The sequence below is a fragment of the Streptomyces sp. NPDC047072 genome, from assembly GCF_040643855.1.
Classification (GTDB): domain Bacteria; phylum Actinomycetota; class Actinomycetes; order Streptomycetales; family Streptomycetaceae; genus Streptomyces.
Genome location: NZ_JBEYVC010000186.1, coordinates 1 through 20924, shown reverse-complemented (window position 1 = coordinate 20924; position 20924 = coordinate 1). Strand labels below are relative to the sequence as shown.

Sequence of the window (20924 nt, the reverse complement as noted above, 5' to 3'; positions counted from 1 at the left end):
GTGCCCTAGCGTCTCCTCACAGGAGTGTGCGCAGCTGGGTCAACTCGTCGTAGACGCTGAGCACTTGGGCGACGGTCTCGTCCTCCGTCGGCCGTACCGTCCCTGGGCGCGCAGCCGGCGCACGGTGCGCCGCCGGTAGGAACGACGTGACCAGGAAGGGCCGGACGTCCTCCGAAGACGCGCCACAGTGCCAGCCCCCCAACGCCGCCCGCCTCGACCCCGTACCGGACGGATACCCACTTCACGGCCAACTCCCTTACGGGCAGAGGTAATTCGGCCACCGGAGACCCGGCGCACGGAGGCGTGCGGGGGCGCGCGGCGCGCCTCGGGTCGTTTCCCGACCCCGTGACGCTCCGCCGACACGCGGGCGTGATAGACAACGCCCGTGACGGAACGGGCCGTCCGCGCCCGCCCCCGACGACCAACAGGACTTGGTGCCAGTGATTCTGAAGACCTTCCGCTGGGCGTTCGCGGTCACCGCGCTCGGCCTGGCCGTGGGAGTGCTGTACGACGGTTGGGAGGCGTTCGGGATCGTCGCGATCCTGGCCGTCCTGGAGATCTCGCTGTCGTTCGACAACGCGGTGGTCAACGCCGGTGTGCTGAAGAAGATGAACGCCTTCTGGCAGAAGATCTTCCTCACCGTCGGCGTGCTGATCGCGGTCTTCGGGATGAGGCTGGTCTTCCCGGTCGCCATCGTCGCGATCACCGCGAAGCTCAACCCCTACGACGCGGTCCACCTGGCCGTGACCGACAAGGAGCAGTACCAGCAGCTGGTGACCGACGCGCACCCGGCGATCGCCGCGTTCGGTGGCATGTTCCTGCTGATGATCTTCCTGGACTTCGTCTTCGAGGACCGGGACATCAAGTGGCTGGCCTGGCTGGAGCGTCCGCTGGCCAAGCTCGGCAAGGTCGACATGCTGTCGGTGTGCATCGCGCTGATCGTCCTGATGATCACGGCGATGACGTTCGCGACCCACGCCCACCAGCACGGCGGCGCGCATGTCGACAAGGCGCAGACGGTCCTGATCTCCGGTATCGCGGGCCTGGTCACCTACATGATCGTGGGCGGGCTCTCCGGGTTCTTCGAGGACAGGCTGGAGGAAGAGGAGGAGTCCGAGCCCCGCTCGGCGGTCGCGCTGGCGGGCAGGGCCGCGTTCTTCATGTTCCTGTACCTCGAAGTCCTGGACGCCTCCTTCTCCTTCGACGGTGTGATCGGCGCGTTCGCCATCACCAACGACATCGTCCTGATGGCGCTGGGTCTGGGCATCGGCGCGATGTACGTCCGTTCGCTGACCGTGTACCTGGTCCGCCAGGGCACGCTGGACGACTACGTCTACCTGGAGCACGGCGCCCACTACGCGATCGGCGCCCTGGCCGCGATCCTCCTGGTGACCATCCAGTACGAGATCAACGAGATCATCACGGGCCTCGTCGGCGTCGTCCTGATCGGCTGGTCCTTCTGGTCCTCGGTCCGCCGCAACCAGAAGCTGGCGGCCATCGAACGCGAGAGCGAGGCGAACGACTCGGTCTCGGTGTCGTAGCGGAGCTCCGGGGCACTCGCCCCGGCATGAAGGCGACAAGACGCGTGTCCCGCCCGGTGGTTGTGCTGCTCCTGCTGCCCCTGGCGGGCGCGTGCGGCGGCCACCACGACGAGGGCGCCCTGCGCATGGCGGCCGACGCCCGGCACCTGCTGATCGCCACCGACAACGGCGTACGCCTGCGCCCCGCCGACGGCGACCGGGTGCAGGTCGACGACCGCGTCGACGGCCACTGGGCCCACCACGACGACGTCTGGACGCTCGACCTGTCGTGCTCGGACAAGGCCGGCGACTGCCCCCGTATGCCCTACGTGGACGTCCCGGACGACACGAGCGTCACGGTCACCGCGCGCAACGCGGGCGTCGATGTGGCGGGTATCTCCGCCGCGTTGGACGTGTCGACGGTCAACGGCGATGTGACGGTGACCCGTTCCGGCGATGAGCGCGCTGCTGTACGTCTGTCCACCCGTAACGGCTCGGTCCGGGCCACGTCCCTCGCCGCGGGCCGACTGCACGCGGCGACCACCAACGGGGACGTGACCCTGTCCTGCACGACCGCCCCCTCACGCGTCGCCGCGACGACCGTCAACGGCTCGGTCGACGTCACCGTGCCCTCCGACGCCCCCGCCTACTGGATCACCGCGACGACCGACAACGGCCGTGTCACGACCTCCGTGCCGACCGGCCATGCCGACCGCGACCGGACCATGACGCTGACCACGGTCAACGGGGACGTCGGTGCCCGCCGGGACTGACCCGGCGGGCCCGTGATCACTGTCCCGGCGCGAGGACGTACGTGTTGAGCGCGCCCACCGCCGTCAGCGGGGTGGGGGAGCCGAGGTCATAGCGGTCCACGGCGAGGTAGTTGGGCTTCTTGCGGGCGGCTGGTGTGCAGAAGTTCTGCGCCCGGTTCTGGAGCTTCCCGCTGTCCGTGGTGGCGGTGGAGGCGATGGTGGCGTCCCGGAAGTGGTTCATCACGAACAGCGGGTGGAAGGCGGACGAGTCCGTGGTGAGCGGCCTGCTCGTGCCCCAGCGGCTGTAGCAGGACCAGTCGGAGCTGCCGAGCCCGCCGCCCATCGACCAGTAGTTCTCCACGGTCCACTCGCGCTGGTACATCACCCCGAAGGTGTCCCGCGTGGCCCAACCGCTCGACGTGTCGCTCGCCCGCGTCCGGTCGCTGAAGATCAGCAACTGCTTGCCGCGCGCGGCCAGATCGGCCATCGTGGGCCAGCCCTTGGTGGCCACGCCCTCCTGGTCGGGCCGGTACAGCACGTCGGACAGTCCGCTCACCGAGGCGAGGGACGACTTCAGCACGTCCGAGGAGGCGTAGTCCTCAAGGAACACCGTGACGAACTGCCCGGGGTTCGCCTTGAGGAAGTCGACCATGCGCTGGAGATCGGTGGCGAGCGGCACCGGGCTGCTCACCCCGTCGCAGCTGTTGTGGCAGAGCACCGCCTGTCCGTTGACGGTGTAGTCGTCGAGCATGAACCCGCGAACCCCGTCGGACAGTTGACGGGCCACGCCGTAGTTCTGGTTCGGGAACAGGCTGACCGGGAACGAGGCGAAGTTCCCGTCGACCCCGTTGGCGAAGGCGTTGTGCGAGGTGAGGAAGGTGACCTGGTCCAGGGTGCGGGTGTCCGCGGAGGGCATCGCCGAGGTCGCGTAGGAGACCGGGGTGAGATACCAGCGGGCCAGGTCGCCGGAGGAGCCCAGCTGCACGGCCGCGGAGTCCGAGGAGGAGGCCGTCAGGTACTGCGAGGTGCCGGGCACGGAGACGGTGTACGTGCTGTTCGCCCCGGCGGTGATGGTCCAGGTGGTGCCGTCCGCGCCGCACGACGCGGTGACCGCGGACGTGCCGCTGCGGCTCAGACAGGTCCCGGACTCGTCGGCGTTCTGCAGCTGGTAGCCGCCGCTGACCGCGACCGGGGTCCACTGCTGGTGGTCCTCGTTGCCCTTGGGGTTGTGCGCGGCGACGGTCCCGCCGCTGTCGGCCGCGTTCAGGCCGGTGCCGTAGTTCTGGAGGTAGACCGAGGAGGTCGGGACCGCCGCCGAGGCCGACCCGGGGAGCAGGGCGGGCGCGGACAGGGCGAGGGCGGTGGAGCAGACGAGGACGCGCAGGGGGCGCAGGCGCACGGGGGGTATCCCTTCACTGCGGCACGGAGTGCCGATGCTGTCAGTGGCATGACATACCGGCTGGGGCGTGAGGTGCGCCAGTCATCGAACGTGAACTCCTCGCCCGTTGTCCTAAAGTGGCTCTCACCTGATCCGGCGACTCAGTGATTTGCGAGGGACACGCCCACCATGCCGACCGAAACGTTTGAGTTCCAGGTAGAGGCCCGTCAGCTGCTCCAGCTGATGATCCACTCGGTCTACTCGAACAAGGACGTCTTCCTGCGGGAGCTCGTCTCCAACGCCTCCGACGCGCTCGACAAGCTGCGCCTGGCCGCGCTGCGGGACGACAGCCTCGACGCCGACACGTCCGACCCGCACATCGAGATCGACATCAACCAGGAAGCCCGTACGCTCACCGTCCGGGACAACGGCATCGGGATGTCGTACGAAGAAGTCGGCGAGCTCATCGGCACCATCGCCAACTCCGGTACGGCCGCCTTCCTGAAGGACCTCAAGGAGGCCCAGGACAGCGAGGGCGCAGGGGCCGAGGGGCTCATTGGGCAGTTCGGCGTCGGCTTCTACTCCGGCTTCATGGTGGCCGACGAGATGACCCTGGTGACCCGGCGCGCGGGCGAGGACAAGGGCACCCGCTGGTCGTCGCGCGGCGAGGGGACGTACACCCTGGAGAGCGTCGAGGACGCCCCACAGGGCACCTCCGTCACGCTCCACCTCAAGCCCGCCGACCCCGACAACCAGCTGCACGACTACACGTCCACGTGGAAGATCAAGGAGATCGTCAAGCGGTACTCCGACTTCATCACCTGGCCGATCCGGTTCTTCCCGAAGGCGGGCGAGGGCGAGGAGACGCCCGAGGCCGAGACCCTCAACTCGATGAAGGCCCTGTGGGCGCGCTCGCGCGACGAGGTCTCCGACGACGAGTACCACGAGCTGTACAAGCACGTCAGCCACGACTGGCGCGACCCCCTGGAGACCATCCGCCTCCAGGCCGAGGGCACCTTCGAGTACCAGGCCCTGCTCTTCCTCCCGGAGCACGCCCCTCACGACCTGTTCACCCGGGACTTCCGGCGCGGCCTGCAGCTCTACGTCAAGCGCGTGCTGATCATGGACGACTGCGAGGCGCTGCTGCCGCCGTACCTCCGCTTCGTCAAGGGCGTCGTCGACGCGCAGGACCTCTCGCTCAACGTCTCCCGCGAGATCCTCCAGCAGGACCGGCACATCCGGATGATCCAGCGCCGGCTCACCAAGAAGATCCTCTCCTCGGTCAAGGAGATGAAGACCAACGACGCCGACAAGTACGCCACGTTCTGGCGGGAGTTCGGCGCCGTCCTCAAGGAGGGGCTGCTCGGCGACGGCGACAACCGCGACGCCATCCTCGCCGTCGCGTCCTTCGCCAGCACGCACGCGGAGGACGAGCCGACCACGCTCCAGGAGTACCTGGAGCGGATGAAGGACGGCCAGGACGACATCTACTACATGACCGGCGAGTCCCGGCAGAGCATCGTCAACTCTCCGCACATGGAGGCGTTCGCCGCGCGAGGCGTCGAGGTGCTGATCCTCACCGACCCCGTCGACGAGGTGTGGGTCGACGCGGTCGGCGAGTTCGAGGGCAAGCGGCTGCGGTCCGTCGCGAAGGGCGAGATCGACCTCGCCGCCGAGGACGGCGAAGAGGCCGACGAGGAACGGGAGAAGCGGACCGAGTCGTACGCGGGGCTGCTGGCCTGGATGAAGGAGCAGCTGGAGGAGGACGTCAAGGACGTCCGGCTGTCGACCCGGCTGACCGTCTCCCCGGCCTGCGTGGTCTCCGACGCCCACGACCTGACCCCGGCGCTGGAGCAGATGTACCGCGCGATGGGCCAGGAGGTCCCGGTCACCAAGCGGATCCTCGAACTCAACCCGTCCCACCCGCTGGTCGAGAGCCTGAACCAGGCCTACCAGGAGGAGCGCGAGGACCGCACCGGCCTCGCCGAGACCGCCGAACTGCTGCACGGCCTGGCCGTCCTGGCGGAGGGCGGCCAGCCGAAGGAGCCGACGCGGTTCGTGAAGCTGGTGACGGAGCGGCTGGAACGCACGCTGGGCTGATGGCGGTGGGCCCCGGTCGCGTGCTCCGGGGCCCGCTGTTCAGCCCTCCCCGGCCTCCTCCGCCAGCCTCGCTATCTTCGCCCTCTTCGCGCCGATCCCCCGCGCGATGAGCCGCAGATGCGCGGCCGACTCCGGTACGGCGGCCTCCAGCTCCGCCAACCTCCGTCGCTCGGCGGCGAGTTCGGCCCGGAGGCGGGCCGCGCGGTCGGGCGGGGGAGGCGGATGGGGGCCGTTGAAGACCACGTTGAACCTCGGTCGCTCGTCCTGGACGGCTTCGCGCTCCGCGGCCTCCGCGTCGTCCGGGTACTCGATCCGGATCCCGACGACCAGCGGCGCCCACGACTGCTCCCGCAGATGCGTCCGCACGCGGGTGAGCGGACAGATCGAGATCCCGATGTACAACAGCCCCTCCAGGCCGTACAACCGGTACAGCGCGGTGCGTCCCGAGGTGTGCAGACTTCCCTCCTCGTCGAACAGGCCGCGCAGGAACTGAGCGTCGACTCCGGTCACGAGCGCCCTCCTTCACGACGGCCACGGTGTACCGCCCGTCCGTGTCACCACCGTCCCACGCGGGTCTGACAGCGGGGTCCGGCCGCTCGCCGGGTGGGGGAGAATGGGGCGTAACCCATGGTCAACGTTGCGGAGGAGCCGGGACATGCAGGACGCGCGTGCGGGACAGGTCGCAGGGCCCGAGGATCTCGTCGATGTGGCCCGCCTGGTCACGGCGTACTACGCGCTGCATCCGGACCCGGCCGAGGTCGGGCAGCGGGTGGCGTTCGGAACGTCCGGGCACCGCGGCTCGTCCCTCGCGACGGCGTTCAACGAGGACCACATCGCGGCCACCAGCCAGGCCATCTGCGAGTACCGCGCCGCGCAGGGCACCGACGGCCCGCTGTTCCTCGGCGCCGACACCCACGCCCTGTCCGAGCCCGCCCGGATCACCGCGCTGGAGGTGTTCGCGGCCAACGACGTGACCGTCCTCATCGACCAGGCCGACGGCTACACGCCCACCCCGGCGGTCTCGCACGCCATCCTCACCCACAACCGCGGCCGCACCTCCGGCCTCGCCGACGGCGTGGTCGTCACCCCCTCGCACAACCCGCCCGCCGACGGCGGCTTCAAGTACAACCCGCCGAGCGGCGGCCCGGCCGGCTCGGACGCTACCTCCTGGATCCAGGACCGCGCCAACGAGATCATCACCGGCGGCCTGAAGGACGTACGGCGCATCCCGTACACCCGCGCGCTCGCCGCACCCGGTACCGGCCGCCACGACTTTCTCGGCGCCTACGTGGCCGACCTGCCGAACGTGCTGGACCTGGACGCGATCCGGTCCGCCGGGGTGCGGATCGGCGCCGATCCGCTGGGCGGCGCCTCCGTCGCCTACTGGGGTCGGATCGCCGAGCAGCACCGGCTCGACCTGACCGTGGTGAACCCGCTCACCGATCCCACCTGGCGGTTCATGACGCTGGACTGGGACGGCAAGATCCGCATGGACTGCTCCTCGCCGTACGCCATGGCATCCCTCATCGAACGGCGCGACCGCTTCGACATCGCCACCGGCAACGACGCCGACGCCGACCGGCACGGCATCGTCACGCCGGACGGCGGCCTGATGAACCCCAACCACTACCTGGCCGTGGCGATCTCCTACCTCTTCTCCCACCGGGAGCAGTGGCCGACGGGCGCCGGGATCGGCAAGACCCTGGTCTCGTCGAGCATGATCGACCGGGTCGCGGCGGACGTCGGCCGTGAACTGGTCGAAGTCCCCGTCGGATTCAAGTGGTTCGTGGACGGACTGTCCGACGGCACGCTCGGCTTCGGGGGCGAGGAGTCGGCGGGCGCGTCCTTCCTGCGCCGGGACGGCTCGGTGTGGACCACCGACAAGGACGGCATCATCCTGGCGCTGCTCGCCTCGGAGATCACCGCGGTCACCGGGAAGACGCCGTCGCAGCACTACGCGGAACTCACCGACCGCTTCGGCGCCCCCGCCTACGCCCGCGTCGACGCCCCGGCCTCCCGCGAGGAGAAGGCCCTGCTCGCCAAGCTTTCCCCGAGCCAGGTCACCGCCGACACCCTCGCCGGCGACCCGGTCACCCAGGTCCTCACCGAGGCCCCCGGCAACGGCGCCGCCCTCGGCGGCATCAAGGTCGCCACCGCCAACGCCTGGTTCGCGGCGCGTCCTTCGGGCACGGAGGACGTCTACAAGATCTACGGGGAGTCCTTCCTCGGTGCCGATCACCTGAGCCGGGTCCAGGAGGAGGCCAGGTCGGTGGTGCTCGCGGCGCTGGAGGCGTAGCGGCGAGACCTCGGTCTCAGCGGGCGAACTTCGCGATGGCCTCCGGGGTGACGGGGGTGAAGAAGTTGACGAGGTTGCCGTCGGGGTCGCGGAAGAGCAGGGCCCGGTTGCCCCAGGGCATCGTGGTGGGCTCCTTGACGACGTCGGTGACGAAGTCGGCCAGGTTCTTGTAGGTGCTGTCCACGTCGTCGACGAGGAACTCCGTGATCACGCTGTGGTTCTCCGCCGGGCGGGCGGACCCCGGGGCGAACAGCGGGACGGTGCGGGTGCTGCCGATCGCGAGGGTGGCGCCCGCGGTCCTGAGTTCGGCGAAGTCCTCGTTGGCCCACGTCGCCCGGGCCCCGGTGGCGCGCTCGTAGAACTCGACGAGGCGCGCCACGTCGCCGGTGATGATGCGGATCGAGACGAAGTCCATGGGTATCTCCTGGGCTGTGCTGAAGGTGTGCACGTCGCAGGCTAGGAGGAATAGGGGACAGAATCGGTCCTGTATCGGGGTTAGGCTGCGGGCATGTCCCGACCCACCGGCCGCGTCCTCACACTCCTGGAGCTGCTGCAGTCGGGCAGCACCCGGACGATCGCCGAGCTCGCCGAGCGGCTCGGCGTCGAGGGGCGCACCGTGCGCCGGTATGTGGACCAGCTGATCGACCTGGACGTGCCCGTGGAATCGGTGCGCGGCCGCTACGGCGGGTACCGGCTCGCTCCCGGGTACCGCCTGCCCCCGCTCATGCTCAGCGACGACGAGGCGCTGGCCGTGCTGCTCGGTCTGGTAGCCGGGCGCCGGGCAGGGCTGACGACGGCGGACCGCACGGCGAACGAGACGGCGTCGGCGAAGATCCGGCGCGTGCTGCCCCGGCACATCGCCCGCCGCCTCGACACCCTCCTGGAAGCGCTCGCCTTCACGGACCGGCCCGGCGAATCGGACCACCCGGACGCCGGGATCCTGCTCACCGTCGCCGACGCGGTGCGCCACCGCCGGCCGGTCTCGATCCGCTACACCGACCGCGACGGACGGCGCAGCGAACGCACCCTGCACGCGTACGGGATCGTCGCCCACGAGGGCCGCTGGTACGTCACCGGCAAGGACGCCCAGCTCGGCGAGGACCGCACCTTCCGGCTCGACCGCATCGCGGACGCGCGGACCCTGACCGGCTCGTTCGACGCGCCTGCGGATCCCGATCCGGCGCAACGCGTGGTGTCAGGGTTCGCCACGGCCGAGTACCGGCATGAGGTGACCTTGCGGATCCAGGGGACGGTCGAGCAGATCCGCGCCCACTTTCCGGCCAGCGTGGCGAGCCTGGAGGAGCCCCAGTCCGATGTCGCTCCGGCCCCGGCGTCCGAGCGCTGGCTGCGCGTCGAGCTGAGAGTAGAGCGACTCGACTGGTTGCCCCCGCTACTCGCCGCACTCGACCGGCCGTTCGTCATCGAGCGCCCCGACGAACTCCGCGACCTCGTCACCGCCCTCGCCGCCCGCCTCATGTCCTCGGCGCGCCGAGCCTGAACCTCATGGATGGCACACCTGGTGGGCGTCCCTGCGGACCGGCTGCCTGAGAATCGTGCGCAGCTTCTCGGGGGCGACCCTGCGGGGGTCGCTGAGATAGATCTCGTGATGCCTGCCCACCATCTGGAGACCGCTGCTTGGGATGAACTCGTGGTGCATCCGAGCCAGCGTGGCGGCCTCGTCGTCGTAGGAGCCGACGTGCAGGGTCTGCACACAGGCTCCCTCCGACAACGACTCCAGGCGAACGTCGTCGAGACGGGCCAGGGGCCCTTTGGCCCCGGCCTGTCGTACGGCCGCGTCGAAGAGCTGATGGTCGATCCACTCCGGAGTCATGATCATCAACGTCCAGTCCCAGCGGGACTTGTCCCGCGCCACCGTGAAGGACTCCATGTCCTCGGCCCACCACAGGCCCTCCAGTGGCATGACGACGTAGTCGCGTCCGAGCTCCCGCTTGCTGGCGAACTTCAGTGCGTAGGCCACCGGATAGAGCGCTTTGACCGCTTCGGCGTAGGCGGGTGAGGTGTTGGGATCGCCGTGCCCGTCGATCATGAGGTACCGCAGCTCGGGCACGTCCACGATCCGGAACCGGTCCCGCTGGGCCCGATAGGCGTCGAGGCTTCTCTTGAAGTCGATTTTCTCGCTCATCGGGGACATGGTCCCGTCAACGGCCCGGTCCCGCCACGGCGTAGGCCGAGGTGCCGACGGCGGTGAGGGCCAGGGCCGTCCAGGTGGCCGCCGGTGTGCCGGAGGGCTGGAGCAGCCAGGTGGCCACCTGCGTCGGCGTGCTCGTGGAGGGCTGGGCGAAGAACGCGTACGAGAGCCAGGCGAACGGCAGGGTCCACGCGTACCGGCCGCCCGACAGGACCGCGCCCAGCGCGGCCAGTCCCATCAGGCCCGCGCTGTCCCGGACCACGAAGGCGGTGGACGCCATGGACGCGCCCAGGGCCTGCACGCCCAGCAACACTCCGGCGACGACCGCACCCGCGAGCAGGACGTGCCCCGCCCTGCGCGGCGCCCAGCGGATCGCGGCCGTCCGGTCCAGCGCGGGTTCCTGCCCGCCGAGCCCGATGGAGGCCGCCATCGCGCCTGTGGCGAGGATCAGCACCGGCAGCCGAGGATCCGCAGGCCCCTCGCCCCGGGCCAGCGCCCCTGCCGCGACCGTGCTGACCAGCACCGCGGCGAGTGACGCGGGTACCTGGCGCGAGCGCGCGTACAGCATCAGCCATCTCACCGGGACGCACCGCCGGTCAGCGCGTCGAGCGCGTCCCCCTTGCAGGAGAGCGCTGCGGTGCGCATGGCGTCGATCCGCGAGCGCTGCTCGGCCGCGGGCAGCGCCCGGAACTTCCGCCACACCGGGCGAGCCTCGCCGTCGACGTAACGGCGCAGGCTCTCCACCGTGTCGGGCAGCGACTTGAGGTCGCCGAGGACCCAGCCGACCGCGACGGTCCGCGCGACGTCCTCGCCCCCTGTACCGCTCCAGCCGACGGGGGAGCACCCCGGCACCAGGCCCTTGCCGACGAGGGCCCAGGTGAGTTCCCCGCCCTTGGCCGCGTCGATGAGGGAGTCGTCGAAGTCGAAGGAGACGGTCCTTGCGGACCACTTGGGGATGGAGCCCTCCGGCTGGACGGTGTCGGTCTCCTGGATCGAGACCGGGGCCTCGGTACCCAGGGCGCCGTGCAGCAGCCGCAGCGCCTCCTTGCCGGGCCCCGCGAGGTCGGTGAGACGCGCCTGCTGGGTCTTCGTCACGCACACGGGTCCGTCGCACACCAGCTTCGCGGCGGCCTTGTCGACGACGTACATCCGGTCCGGGGCGGAGGGCAGGACGAGCAGGGCGATCGCCGCGCCCGCCAGGACGGGGGTCAGGGCGAGCAGCCGGGTGCGCGGTCGCGCGGCGACCAGCAGCGCGAAGCCAGTCGCGGCCATGCCGAGCATCCAGACGGTCTGGCCGATGTGCACGGAGGCGGAAAGCGTGACGAGGGTGTTGCGGACCTCCTGCACCGCCGGTGACAGCAGGGAGAGCTGGTTGGGCTCGGTGACCGGAAACCCGGACGCCGTGTCCCGCTCCGTCCGGCCCAGCGACGACTGCAGGAGCGCCGTGAACGCGAAGGCGGCCATCGTCAGCAGCGGCGGGGTGAGCACGGACGGCAGGGCCCGCCCGGTGCCCATCCCCAGCAGGGCACCGGCGACGAGCGAAACCACCGCCACCAGCGAGATCGGCAGCCACCCGAGATGCGTGTACTCGGTGTGGGCCACCACCTGGACCGCGCCCGAGACGACGAGCAGGGCGAAGGCCGACGCCAGTGTGACGGCCGTCGTGCCGGCCGGCGCCGCGGCGCGCTGCCACGCGGGACGCGGGGTGGTCGCGAGCAGCTCGGTCATCTTCGAGCGGTGGTCGCGCAGGCCCTGCAACGCCCCGAAGCCCACGGCGAGCGGCCACAGGTAGAACAGCAGGGAGCGGGTCCACAGGGCCAGCGAGGTCCATTGGGCCGTCCAGGCCGTGGTGCCCCTGGCGAACATGCCGCCCGGTATGTGCAGGAACGCCAACGCTGTCGTCAGGATCAGCGCACCGGCCCAGGGGGCGACGGAACGCTTCAACTCAGTACGCAGAACACGGGTGTTCACCAGGCGCCCCTCTCCCGCTCGGGGCCCTGCAGCAGCGCCGAGTAGCCGCGCTCCAGCGGGCTGTCGCCCACGTGCTCGGGACCGCCCGCGGCGGCCAGCTCGTCCGGGGTTCCCTGGAAGACCAGGCGGCCCTCGGCGAAGAGCACCACGTCGGTGCAGGCGGCGGCCACGTCCTCCACCAGATGCGTCGAGACGACCACGCAGGTGTCCGTGCCGAGTTCCTGGAGCAGCTCGCGGAAGCGCAGCCGCTGTGCCGGGTCCAGGCCGACCGTCGGCTCGTCCAGCAGCAGGACCGTCGGGTCGTTGACGATCGCCTGGGCGATGCCGACCCGGCGCACCATGCCGCCCGAGAGCGACTTCAGCCGCGAGTCGGCCCGGTCCGCCAGCCCCACCCGCTCCACGGCACGCTGGACAGCACCGGGGATGTCGGCCTTGCGCACCTCCTTGAGCCACGCCATGTACTCGACGAACTCGCGCACCGTGAAGCGCTTGTAGTAGCCGAACTCCTGCGGCAGATAGCCGATCCGGCGACGCAGCGCACGATGCTCGCCCCTGTCGCCCACGGACTCGCCGAGCAGCTCCAACGAGCCCTCGGTGGGCCGCAGCACGGTGGCCAGCGCCCGGATGAGGGTGGTCTTGCCCGCCCCGTTGGGCCCGAGGAGCCCGTGGACACCGGTGCCCAGCGACAGGTCGAGGCCGTCGACGGCCATTCGTTTCCTGCCGACCCTGACCTTCAGCCCCGTCGCCCTGATCTCCCAGGCGTACGGCGTCGGCGCGAGGTCGGCCGCGCTCACCGCGGACGTCATGTTCTCTTCCCTTCCGATGGTCATCGATGGGCTCCCAGCACGGAGTACGCGCCCCTGCGGGCGATCACGACACCGGTGCCGAGTGCGAGGATCAGCGCCCACGCGGGCAGCCCGCCGGACTGCAGGGCGAAGGTCGTACGGCCGGTGGCCAGGGTCGGCGCCACGACGACGCCGGCCCACACGACCGCCAGCACACCGGCCGCCCGGGTCACGCCGAGGACACCGCCGAGCGCCAGCGTGGCCGCCGTGAACGCCAGGCAGGGCAGCAGCCATTGGGCCACCATCACGCCCGTCACCCATCCGCCCACCAGCAGCGCGGGGACGACCACGGCGAGTACGGCCACCGTGCGCCGCAGCAGGAGAGGGAGCCCGGCCCTCGGTACCGAGGCCGTCAGCTCGTACGCCGGATCCAGACCCCTCGACCACGCCGCGGCGACGCCGAGCACGGGCAGGACCGGTGCGAGCAGCAGCACCGGCGACACCTCGCCGAAGGCGGAGTCGCCGGCGACGACGTCGAGCAGCCACGCCAGCAGCGTGAGCCCCACGACCATGACCGGCCACGTCACCATCGCGGGCGTCATCCACCTCGACAACCGGCGCCGCCGGGGCCGCACGGTGGCGGTGACCGCCAGCCCGGGTGCGAGGCCGGACCACACGTCGTCGACCAGCGACGCCACGGCGGGCACCTCGGCCCGGACCACGACCGCCAGCCGGTCGCGGCACTCCCGGCACGCCTCCAGATGGGCCTCCACGGCCCACACCTCGTCGGGGGCGAGCTCCGTGCCGCCCCTCGCGTACCCCTCGATGATCCGCACGGATGCGTGTTCCCCACTCATGCCAGCGCCCTCCGCATCGCGATCCGGGCCCGCCGGGCACGGGTCTTGACCGTGCCCTCGGGCAGCCCGAGCAGGACGGCGGTCTCCCGGACGGACAGCCCGTCGAGCACCAGCGCCTGCAGTACCTGTCGGAGTTCCGGCGCGAGGTGCCGCAGCGCGTCGCCGACGTCACCGCCGACCGTCGTCGCGAGCGCCTCCTCCTCGGCGGCGGGTGCCACCTCGGGCAGCGCGGCGGCGGGCGGCGGCTCCGCGTGGTGGGCCCGGCGCCGGAACGCGTCGACCAGCCGGCGCGCGGCGATCGTCCACAGCCAGCCGACGGCCGACCCCCCGACCGCGGTCCCGGCGAACGCGCCCGCCGCACGCCACACCGCCAGATACGTCTCCTGCATGACCTCGGCGACGACCTGCTCGTCCCCACAGCGACGGCGCAACCGCACCGCCATCCACGGCGAGGTACGCCGGTACAACTCCTCGAACGCGGCACGGTCGCCCTTGGCCACCAGCCGGACGAGACGCTCCTCGTCCAGTTCGTGCAGCGGTGCCTTTGCTGATCTCACACCGTCTAGACGCCCGGAACGCGCCGCGGGTTTTCCTCTCGATGTGACCCCTGCCACACAAGCAGTGCGACGGCTGCGACGGCGGCGAGCACCGCGACGCCCAGGAGCGCCCACCGCGGATCGCTCTCCCGTACGACGACCGCCCCCAGCGCCGCCCCCGCGACCAGCGTGAGGACGCTGAGCGCCTGGCGTCGGGAGGTCGCCGCGACACGTCCCTCCGCACGGTCGGCGAACAGGCCGGTCAGCGTGCTGGTCATCACCGTGGTCGTCATGCCCGGCACCCCGACCCGCCGGACCGCCGCGTTCTGCGCCCCCAGCGCCACCGCGCACAGCAGGATCGGCAGGGTCGTCGAGTCGTACGACCATGCCGTCGCCGCCCCGACGGACAGCGCCGTCTCCAGCGCCGCGCACAGCCCCAGCAGGGTCCGCGGGCCGACGTGATGAGGAGCGACCGCACGGACGAGCAGCGTTCCGGCGAGGAAACCCCCGAGCGCCACCGGTGCCCCGGAGAGCGAGGCCCCGGGGGAGCCGACGAGGGCGAGGCCGGCGAGGACGAGGTTGCCGGTCATGTTCGCCACGAACACATGGCCGAGCCCGAGGAGGCTGACCGCGTCGATCACCCCGCTGAGCAGGGTCAGGACCAGCAGCGGTACCAGAACCCGGCCCGTTCCGGCGTCCTCCACGGAGGCTGCCGGCCGGGTCGCGGGGCGCGGGACGTCGTACGCCTGGCTGCTCATGGTGGTGAAGTCCCGACGGCCGTCAGACCGCGACGACGGGCCGGTACACCGGCTCCCACATGGCCTGCCGTACCCGCTCCTCGAGCGACTCGTCCACGCTCTCGCGCGCGACGCCGTCCTCGGCCGCCGCGCGAGCCACTGCGACGGCCACCGCGGCGGACGTGCGGCGCAGGTCGGTGGTGCGCGGCAGCAGGGGCGCGCCGGCGGCCGAGGAGTCGATCTCGACGGCCACGGCGTGCGCCGCCGCGGAGAGCATGGCGTCGGTGACCCGGGTGGCGCGGGCGACGACGACGCCGAGACCGAGCCCGGGGAAGATCAGCGCGTTGTTGGCCTGGCCGATCTCGTAGGTGACCCCGTCCCGGGTGACCGGGTCGAAGGGGCTGCCGGTGGCGACGAGCGCACGCCCCTCGGTCCACTCCAGCAGGTCCGCGGGCACCGCCTCGGCCAGCCGGGTCGGGTTGGACATCGGCAGGACGATCGGGCGGTCGGTGTGCGCCGCCATCTCCCGGACCACGGACTCGGTGAAGGCGCCGCCCTGGCCGGAGGTGCCGATCAGCACGGTCGGACGCACCCGGCGCACCACCTCCTCCAGGGACACGCCGCCCACCTTCTCGTCCCGCCGCCAGTCGGCGACCTCGTCGGCGGAGCGGGCGTAGGGGGCCTGGAAGTCGCGCAGCTCCTCCTGGCCCTCGGTGAGGAGGCCGTAGCGGTCCACGGCCCAGAATCGCCCGGTGGCCTCCTCGCGGCTCAGGCCCTCGGCGACCATCGCGTCCCGCAGCTGGTCGGCGATGCCCATGCCTGCCGTACCGGCGCCGAACACCACGACCCGGTGCTCCGGCAGCGGCGTCCCGCTGGCGCGCACGCCGGACAGGACCGCGGCGAGATTGACCGCGCCGGTGCCCTGGATGTCGTCGTTGAAGACGAAGTGCTCACTGCGGTAACGGTCAAGGATCCGGCGGGCGTTGGCCGGGCCGAAGTCCTCGAAGTGCAGCAGCGCGTCCGGGAAGAGCCGCTCCGCGGTGATGACGTACCGCTCGATGAACGCGTCGTACGTGTCCCTGTCCACCCGGGGGTGACGGTTGCCCAAGTACAGGGGATCGTCGAGGAGTTGCTCGCGGTTGGTGCCGACGTCCAGGACGACGGCCAGGGTGCGGGCCGGGTCGATGCCGGCCGCGGCCGTGTACACGGCGAGCTTGCCCACCGCGATGTCGATACCGCCCACGCCCCAGTCGCCGATGCCGAGGATGGCCTCGCCGTCGGTCGCCACCACCAGGTCGACGTCCTCGGCTCCCAACCCGGAGGCGCTCAGGGCGCGTTCCATGTCCTCGGCGGCGTCGACCGACAGGTAGACGCCGCGCGGGCGTCGGTACTCGTTGCTGTACCGCTCGATCGCGGTGCCGACCGTCGGCGTGTACACGATGGGCAGCATCTCGGCGAGGTGATCGCTCAAGAGCCGGTAGAACAGCACCTCGTTGCGGTCGTGCAGAGCGGTCAGGCAGACGTTCTTCGCCAGGTCCGTGGGTTGCGCGCGGTACTGCCCGTAGGCGCGGTCGGCCTGCTCGTCGAGGGTGAGCACACGCGGCGGGATCAGACCGTCGAGCCCCAGGTCCCGCCGCTCGGGCGCGGTGAACGCCGTACCCCGGTTCAGTCGGGGATCGGCCAGTACGGCACGGCCGCGCGCCGAGGTCTCGAACCTGTTCTCCGTTGCGTTCCAGCGGGTGCTCATCGTCGCTCCGTGAGGTGTGCGGGGCCGTTCTCTGTTCCTTCCAGGGTCGTCTGTCCGCTTCCATGCGTCCAATGCCTGTATGGACGGCGATTCATGCGCCGTTAGCATGGATCCTATGGATGTGCAGGTACTGCGGTGTTTCGTCGCCGTGGCCGACGGCGCGACCGTGACCCAGGCCGCGGCGGACGCGCACCTCACGCAGCCCGCGCTGTCCCGGGCGCTGCGCCGGCTGGAACAGGAGGTCGGGGCCGAACTCCTCCAGCAGGTGGGCCGGTTGCTCCGGCTGACACCGGCCGGGCGGGCCTTCAAGGAGCACGCGGACGCGGCCCTGGAAGAGCTGGACCGCGGCCTGCGCGTGGTCCACGAGACGGTTTCCCCGGAATCGGGCCTGATCCCGCTCGCGTTCCTGCACTCCCTGGGGACCTGGCTGCTGCCGCCCCTGATCACCGGCTTCCGGCACCGCAACCCGCGCTCCCGCTTCGAGCTGCGCCAGGGGAGCGAGGCCGTCCTCGTCGAGGCGCTCCTGGACGGCACGGCCGACCTCCTCCTGACCGCGGGCGACCCCGGCCACCCCTTGATCACCTGGGAGCGGCTGCTGGTCGAGCCGCTGTGGCTGGCCGTGCCTCCCGGGCACCGGATGGCCGGACGCAAGCGGGCCCGTCTGGCCGAGGTGGCCGACGAGCCCTTCATCATGCTCCGCCACGAACAGGGACTGCGTGCCGTCACCGAGGAGTTGTGCCGCGCCGCCGGCTTCAGTCCCCGGATCGGTTTCGAGGGGGACGAGGTGGCCACCCTGCGCGGTCTGGTCAGCGCCGGTCTGGGCGTCGCGCTCGTCCCGCGCCCGCACGCCGCCGCTCCGGCCGGCGCGCCGTCGTACCTGAAGGTCACCGACGTGGACGGCGCCCGGGACATCGGCATCGCCCGGCTGACCTCGCGGACCCTCCCGCCGCAGTCCGCGCGCTTCCTGGACCACGTACGCGAGAACGCGGTACCGGTGGCGGAGCGGGCGCACTCCTGACCGCTACGGCGTCGGGCGGGCCGTCGGCACGGGCCTATGCATGACCGCCGCCCGGGCGGTACCTGGGACATTCCGGAGTGACGGCGCACGACGTCGACCGATAGGGCTCAGCTGATCAGCCGCACATCAGCGAACCCGACAGGAGACACGTGGTGCCATCCAGCAGAGGAAGACTGATACGGGGCCTGTGCGCCCTGCTCGTCGTGGGAGGGCTGTCGCCCCTCACCGCCGCGGCCGCCGACGGCGCGGGACCCCGAGCCGGCACCGCTGGGGAAAGACCCGCCGCCGACCGGCCGGCCGCCGACTGGCGGATCGATCTCGCCGACCGGTCGGCCGACCAGCACAACATCCGCCATCGCACCGACGGCGGCCTCACCATCGGCGACCGCCGCACCCGCACCCCCTCCGCCCCCGGCAAGGCGTTCGCCGTCTACACCGCGCCCGCCCGCAGCCTCGGCCGGCAGGCCGACACCTTCACGGTCGCCCCGAAGGCCGAAGTGCCGTCAGGAACACAGCTGTTGACCGAGGTGCGCGGCAGCGCCCACCCCGGCCGGTGGACCCAGTGGACCACCCCCGACTCGGCCGGGCGGCTGCGGCTGGCGGAAGCCGTCTCCGTCCTCCAGGTGCGCCTGACCCTTTTCGGAACCGGCAGCGCCTCCCCGATCGTTTCCGCCGTCTCCGTGCACGCCGACCCGGCCCGCTCCGCCGCACGCGCGGAGACGGGCACGGCGGCCGCCGCCTCCGTCACCTACCGGCTCTTCGCCACCCGCGAGGGCCTGACCGGGCAGACCACCGCCAACGGCCATGTCATCCAGCCCCGCGACCACTTCGTCGCCCTGCCCTCGCGCCGGATGCTGGCGAGCAACGGCGGCCGCGAGTACCAGGTACGGCTGTGCTACGCGCGGACGGGACGCTGCGAGACCGCCCCCGTGTGGGACGTCGGCCCGTGGAACACCCAGGACGACTACTGGAACCCGCCCGCCCAGCGGCAGATGTGGCGCGACCTGCCCCAGGGCACCCCGGAGGCCCAGGCGGCCTACCAGTCCGGCTACAACGGCGGCCTCGACGAGTTCGGCCGCCGGGTCGCCAATCCGGCCGGCATCGACCTGGCCGACGGCACCTTCTGGGACGGCCTCGGCATGACGGACAACGACTGGGTGGACGTCACCTTCCAGCCGACCGACGACGGGGGTGGTGGCCAGACGACCGTCACGGCGTGGGCGCAGGCCAACGTCCGTGCCTGCGCGAGCACTTCGTGCGAGATCAAGAGCACGGTCTACCCCAACCAGACCTACCCGGCGAACTGCTGGAAGACCGGCCAGCTCGTCACCGCCGAGGGCTACACGAACGACAAGTGGGTCGAACTCCCGCTGAGCGCGGGCGGGGTGGGCTACGTCAGCGGTATCTACCTCAAGGGCGACGCGACCGGCGGAGTGACCCGCGAGTGCGGCACCTGACCGGCACCCTGTAACGTCCCGGAGTCCCTTCTCCGCGCCGCTGCGGCACTGTCGTGAGGCGATCACCGACCAGGAGGAGGGCGAGGACCCGTGAGGCTGTGGCTCCGAGGAAGAACGGGCTGGGCGGCGGTGCTGGCCGCGCTGCTGATGACGGCGGGACTGTGCGCGAGCGCCCCGGCCGCGTCGGCGGCACCCGCCGCCCGCCCGGACTTCAGACTGCCGTTCCCGTGCGGACAGACATGGCAGCTCCAGACGTACCTGGGCCACGCGCCCGACGACAAGAAGATCGACATGTACCACGTCGACGGGCCCACCCTCGGCGCCACGGTCACCGCCTCCGCCGCGGGCACCGTCACCGAGTTCTTCGACCCCGGCGGCCTCGAGATCAACCACGGCGGCGGCTGGTTCACGGTCTACCTGCACATGGACCGCAGGGACGTCACCCTGGGCCAGCGCGTCGCCGCCGGCGAACCGATCGGGCGGCTGGGCCTGGAGGGCACCGAGGAGGCCCACCTGCACTACGAGCAGCTCTACGACACCAACGGCGACAACGACGGCGAGACCGACGAGATGGTCAACCCGGTGATCCAGGGCACCGAGTACCACCTCAGTCCGAACGGCCCGTTCCCGCAGGTCACCAGCACCAACGCCTGCGACGGAGGCGGCGGGGGCGGCCAGCCGACCCGGTTCTGGGTGGACACCTACGCCGACGCCACCGGCTACGCGGACGTCGACTGCGTCGGCGAGACCACACCGCGCTGCGCGCCCCAGGGCACCCTGCGCAAGGGCACCAACTACGTCCTGTGCAAGAAGTGGGGCGACGAGGTGCGCGTGGGCACCTCGTACAACCACTGGTGGCTGCTGACCGACCTCGACGAGGTCACACCGGGCGGCAGCGGCAGGGCGTACGTCTCCGCCTACTACCTCCAGAAATGGGGCAACGACGAGGCCAAGGACAACGACGGCCGGACCATCGACACCTGCAAGTGACGGTCACCGGCACTCGGACAGGGCGGGCCGGTCCTTGGTGCGCACGGCCGGGAGCCACGCCCGGGTCTGCCCCGCCCCTTCCGGCAGCCGGACCCGGTACCACTCGGTGGTGCGGGCGCCCTCCTCGTCGGTGACGGGAAGACCCTGAAGGGTCCGGCACTCCGCGGTGAGCACGTCCCCGTGCCACACCCGGGTGGGTACGACGTTGTCGATGGTGTACGGGGCGAGCGGGTTGACCGCCAGACCGAGACTGCACTGCTGGGGGCGCTCGGCCGCCCGGGCGCGGCAGGTCGGCTCCACGTTGAAGACCGTGACCGACGCGGTGGCGGCGACATCCTTGGCGTGGCCTGTCGTACCGTCCGTGCCCTTGCCGGTGTCGTCGCCCAGCCCGGCGTACGACCACACGGCGGCCGTCACCACCCCCAGGGCGGTGGCGGCCCCGAGCGCCAGCCGACGGCGCCGCGGACCGGCAACGGGCGCCGCCTGCTTGCCGGTTGTCCCGGCGGGGGCCCCGCGCCCCGCCCCCACACTAACCGCGGGGTGGGGGGGGGGGGGCGGGTGGGGGGGGGGCGCGGACGCGGTGGGCCCCGGGCGGCCGGAACGCGGCCCCGCGGGGTGCACGCGCCAAAGG

At 71.4% G+C, this 20924-nt stretch carries 20 protein-coding genes; 8 read left to right on the top strand and 12 right to left on the bottom strand.

All coding sequences use genetic code 11. The annotated features are described in order from the left end of the window. Nucleotides 1-440: 440 nt before the first annotated feature. The gene (locus ABZ896_RS44395; protein WP_360942143.1) at nucleotides 441-1541 is read left to right on the top strand and encodes a DUF475 domain-containing protein; all 1101 of its coding nucleotides are present in this window, start codon (nucleotides 441-443) and stop codon (nucleotides 1539-1541) included. A 44-nt stretch (nucleotides 1542-1585) separates the two neighbouring features. After that, complete coding sequence (locus ABZ896_RS44390; protein WP_360942140.1) at nucleotides 1586-2293, top strand: DUF4097 family beta strand repeat-containing protein; 708 nt, start codon at nucleotides 1586-1588, stop codon at nucleotides 2291-2293. Nucleotides 2294-2309: 16 nt separating this feature from the next. On the opposite strand, the gene ABZ896_RS44385 is transcribed toward ABZ896_RS44390, so the two are convergent. Continuing rightward, a complete protein-coding gene (locus ABZ896_RS44385; RefSeq protein WP_360942146.1) occupies nucleotides 2310-3665 on the bottom strand; it encodes an RICIN domain-containing protein in 1356 nt (451 codons plus the stop codon). 174 nt (nucleotides 3666-3839) lie between these two features. Here ABZ896_RS44385 and htpG point away from each other — a divergent pair, with 174 nt between their 5' ends. After that, nucleotides 3840-5750 carry a molecular chaperone HtpG gene (htpG, locus tag ABZ896_RS44380; RefSeq protein ID WP_360942137.1) on the top strand — a complete coding sequence of 637 codons (1911 nt, stop codon included), beginning with the start codon at nucleotides 3840-3842 and terminating at the stop codon, nucleotides 5748-5750. Between the two features lie 39 nt (nucleotides 5751-5789). On the opposite strand, the gene ABZ896_RS44375 is transcribed toward htpG, so the two are convergent. Further along, nucleotides 5790-6260 (bottom strand): GIY-YIG nuclease family protein, encoded by a 471-nt coding sequence (locus tag ABZ896_RS44375; protein WP_360942134.1) that lies wholly within the window; start codon nucleotides 6258-6260, stop codon nucleotides 5790-5792. Between the two features lie 145 nt (nucleotides 6261-6405). Here ABZ896_RS44375 and pgm point away from each other — a divergent pair, with 145 nt between their 5' ends. Beyond that, a complete protein-coding gene (gene pgm, locus ABZ896_RS44370) occupies nucleotides 6406-8046 on the top strand; it encodes a phosphoglucomutase (alpha-D-glucose-1,6-bisphosphate-dependent) (RefSeq protein WP_360942131.1) in 1641 nt (546 codons plus the stop codon). Between the two features lie 16 nt (nucleotides 8047-8062). Here the strand turns inward: pgm and ABZ896_RS44365 are convergent, their stop codons facing one another. Further along, entirely contained in the window at nucleotides 8063-8461 is a 399-nt protein-coding gene (locus tag ABZ896_RS44365) for a VOC family protein (RefSeq protein ID WP_360942128.1), read from the bottom strand. Nucleotides 8462-8554: 93 nt separating this feature from the next. Here ABZ896_RS44365 and ABZ896_RS44360 point away from each other — a divergent pair, with 93 nt between their 5' ends. Then, the gene (locus ABZ896_RS44360; protein WP_360942125.1) at nucleotides 8555-9544 is read left to right on the top strand and encodes a YafY family protein; all 990 of its coding nucleotides are present in this window, start codon (nucleotides 8555-8557) and stop codon (nucleotides 9542-9544) included. 3 nt (nucleotides 9545-9547) lie between these two features. Here ABZ896_RS44360 and ABZ896_RS44355 read toward each other — a convergent pair whose 3' ends face one another. From ABZ896_RS44355 to ABZ896_RS44320, 8 genes are read right to left on the bottom strand one after another with little or no spacing between them, the layout of a single operon-like run. Continuing rightward, nucleotides 9548-10189, bottom strand: coding sequence for a GyrI-like domain-containing protein (locus ABZ896_RS44355; RefSeq protein ID WP_360942122.1), 642 nt, complete (start codon nucleotides 10187-10189; stop codon nucleotides 9548-9550). 16 nt (nucleotides 10190-10205) lie between these two features. Next, on the bottom strand, nucleotides 10206-10775 hold the full coding sequence (locus ABZ896_RS44350) for a hypothetical protein (RefSeq protein WP_360942119.1): 570 nt from the start codon (nucleotides 10773-10775) through the stop codon (nucleotides 10206-10208). Then, on the bottom strand, nucleotides 10772-12166 hold the full coding sequence (locus ABZ896_RS44345) for a hypothetical protein (RefSeq protein ID WP_360942116.1): 1395 nt from the start codon (nucleotides 12164-12166) through the stop codon (nucleotides 10772-10774). The genes ABZ896_RS44350 and ABZ896_RS44345 overlap by 4 nt, the downstream gene beginning before the upstream one ends. Continuing rightward, complete coding sequence (locus tag ABZ896_RS44340; protein WP_360942113.1) at nucleotides 12163-12996, bottom strand: ABC transporter ATP-binding protein; 834 nt, start codon at nucleotides 12994-12996, stop codon at nucleotides 12163-12165. The genes ABZ896_RS44345 and ABZ896_RS44340 overlap by 4 nt, the downstream gene beginning before the upstream one ends. Continuing rightward, on the bottom strand, nucleotides 12993-13808 hold the full coding sequence (locus tag ABZ896_RS44335) for a zf-HC2 domain-containing protein (RefSeq protein ID WP_360942110.1): 816 nt from the start codon (nucleotides 13806-13808) through the stop codon (nucleotides 12993-12995). The genes ABZ896_RS44340 and ABZ896_RS44335 overlap by 4 nt, the downstream gene beginning before the upstream one ends. Further along, complete coding sequence (locus ABZ896_RS44330; protein ID WP_360942107.1) at nucleotides 13805-14365, bottom strand: RNA polymerase sigma factor; 561 nt, start codon at nucleotides 14363-14365, stop codon at nucleotides 13805-13807. Before ABZ896_RS44330 ends, ABZ896_RS44335 begins: the two co-directional genes overlap by 4 nt. Before the next feature lie 5 nt (nucleotides 14366-14370). Further along, complete coding sequence (locus tag ABZ896_RS44325; RefSeq protein ID WP_360942105.1) at nucleotides 14371-15102, bottom strand: YoaK family protein; 732 nt, start codon at nucleotides 15100-15102, stop codon at nucleotides 14371-14373. 22 nt (nucleotides 15103-15124) lie between these two features. Continuing rightward, nucleotides 15125-16828 (bottom strand): NAD-dependent malic enzyme, encoded by a 1704-nt coding sequence (locus tag ABZ896_RS44320; protein WP_360942103.1) that lies wholly within the window; start codon nucleotides 16826-16828, stop codon nucleotides 15125-15127. A 115-nt stretch (nucleotides 16829-16943) separates the two neighbouring features. On the opposite strand from ABZ896_RS44320, the gene ABZ896_RS44315 reads away from it, so the two are divergent. The 3 genes from ABZ896_RS44315 (at nucleotide 16944) to ABZ896_RS44305 (ending at nucleotide 20293) form a co-directional block, all read left to right on the top strand. Next, nucleotides 16944-17846, top strand: a complete 903-nt coding sequence (locus tag ABZ896_RS44315) for a LysR family transcriptional regulator (protein WP_360942100.1) — start codon at nucleotides 16944-16946, stop codon at nucleotides 17844-17846. 152 nt (nucleotides 17847-17998) lie between these two features. Beyond that, nucleotides 17999-19303 (top strand): SH3 domain-containing protein, encoded by a 1305-nt coding sequence (locus ABZ896_RS44310; protein ID WP_360942098.1) that lies wholly within the window; start codon nucleotides 17999-18001, stop codon nucleotides 19301-19303. Nucleotides 19304-19393: 90 nt separating this feature from the next. After that, a complete protein-coding gene (locus ABZ896_RS44305; RefSeq protein ID WP_360942095.1) occupies nucleotides 19394-20293 on the top strand; it encodes a M23 family metallopeptidase in 900 nt (299 codons plus the stop codon). 3 nt (nucleotides 20294-20296) lie between these two features. On the opposite strand, the gene ABZ896_RS44300 is transcribed toward ABZ896_RS44305, so the two are convergent. Beyond that, on the bottom strand, nucleotides 20297-20710 hold the full coding sequence (locus ABZ896_RS44300) for a hypothetical protein (RefSeq protein WP_360942092.1): 414 nt from the start codon (nucleotides 20708-20710) through the stop codon (nucleotides 20297-20299). Between the last annotated feature and the right edge of the window lie 214 nt (nucleotides 20711-20924).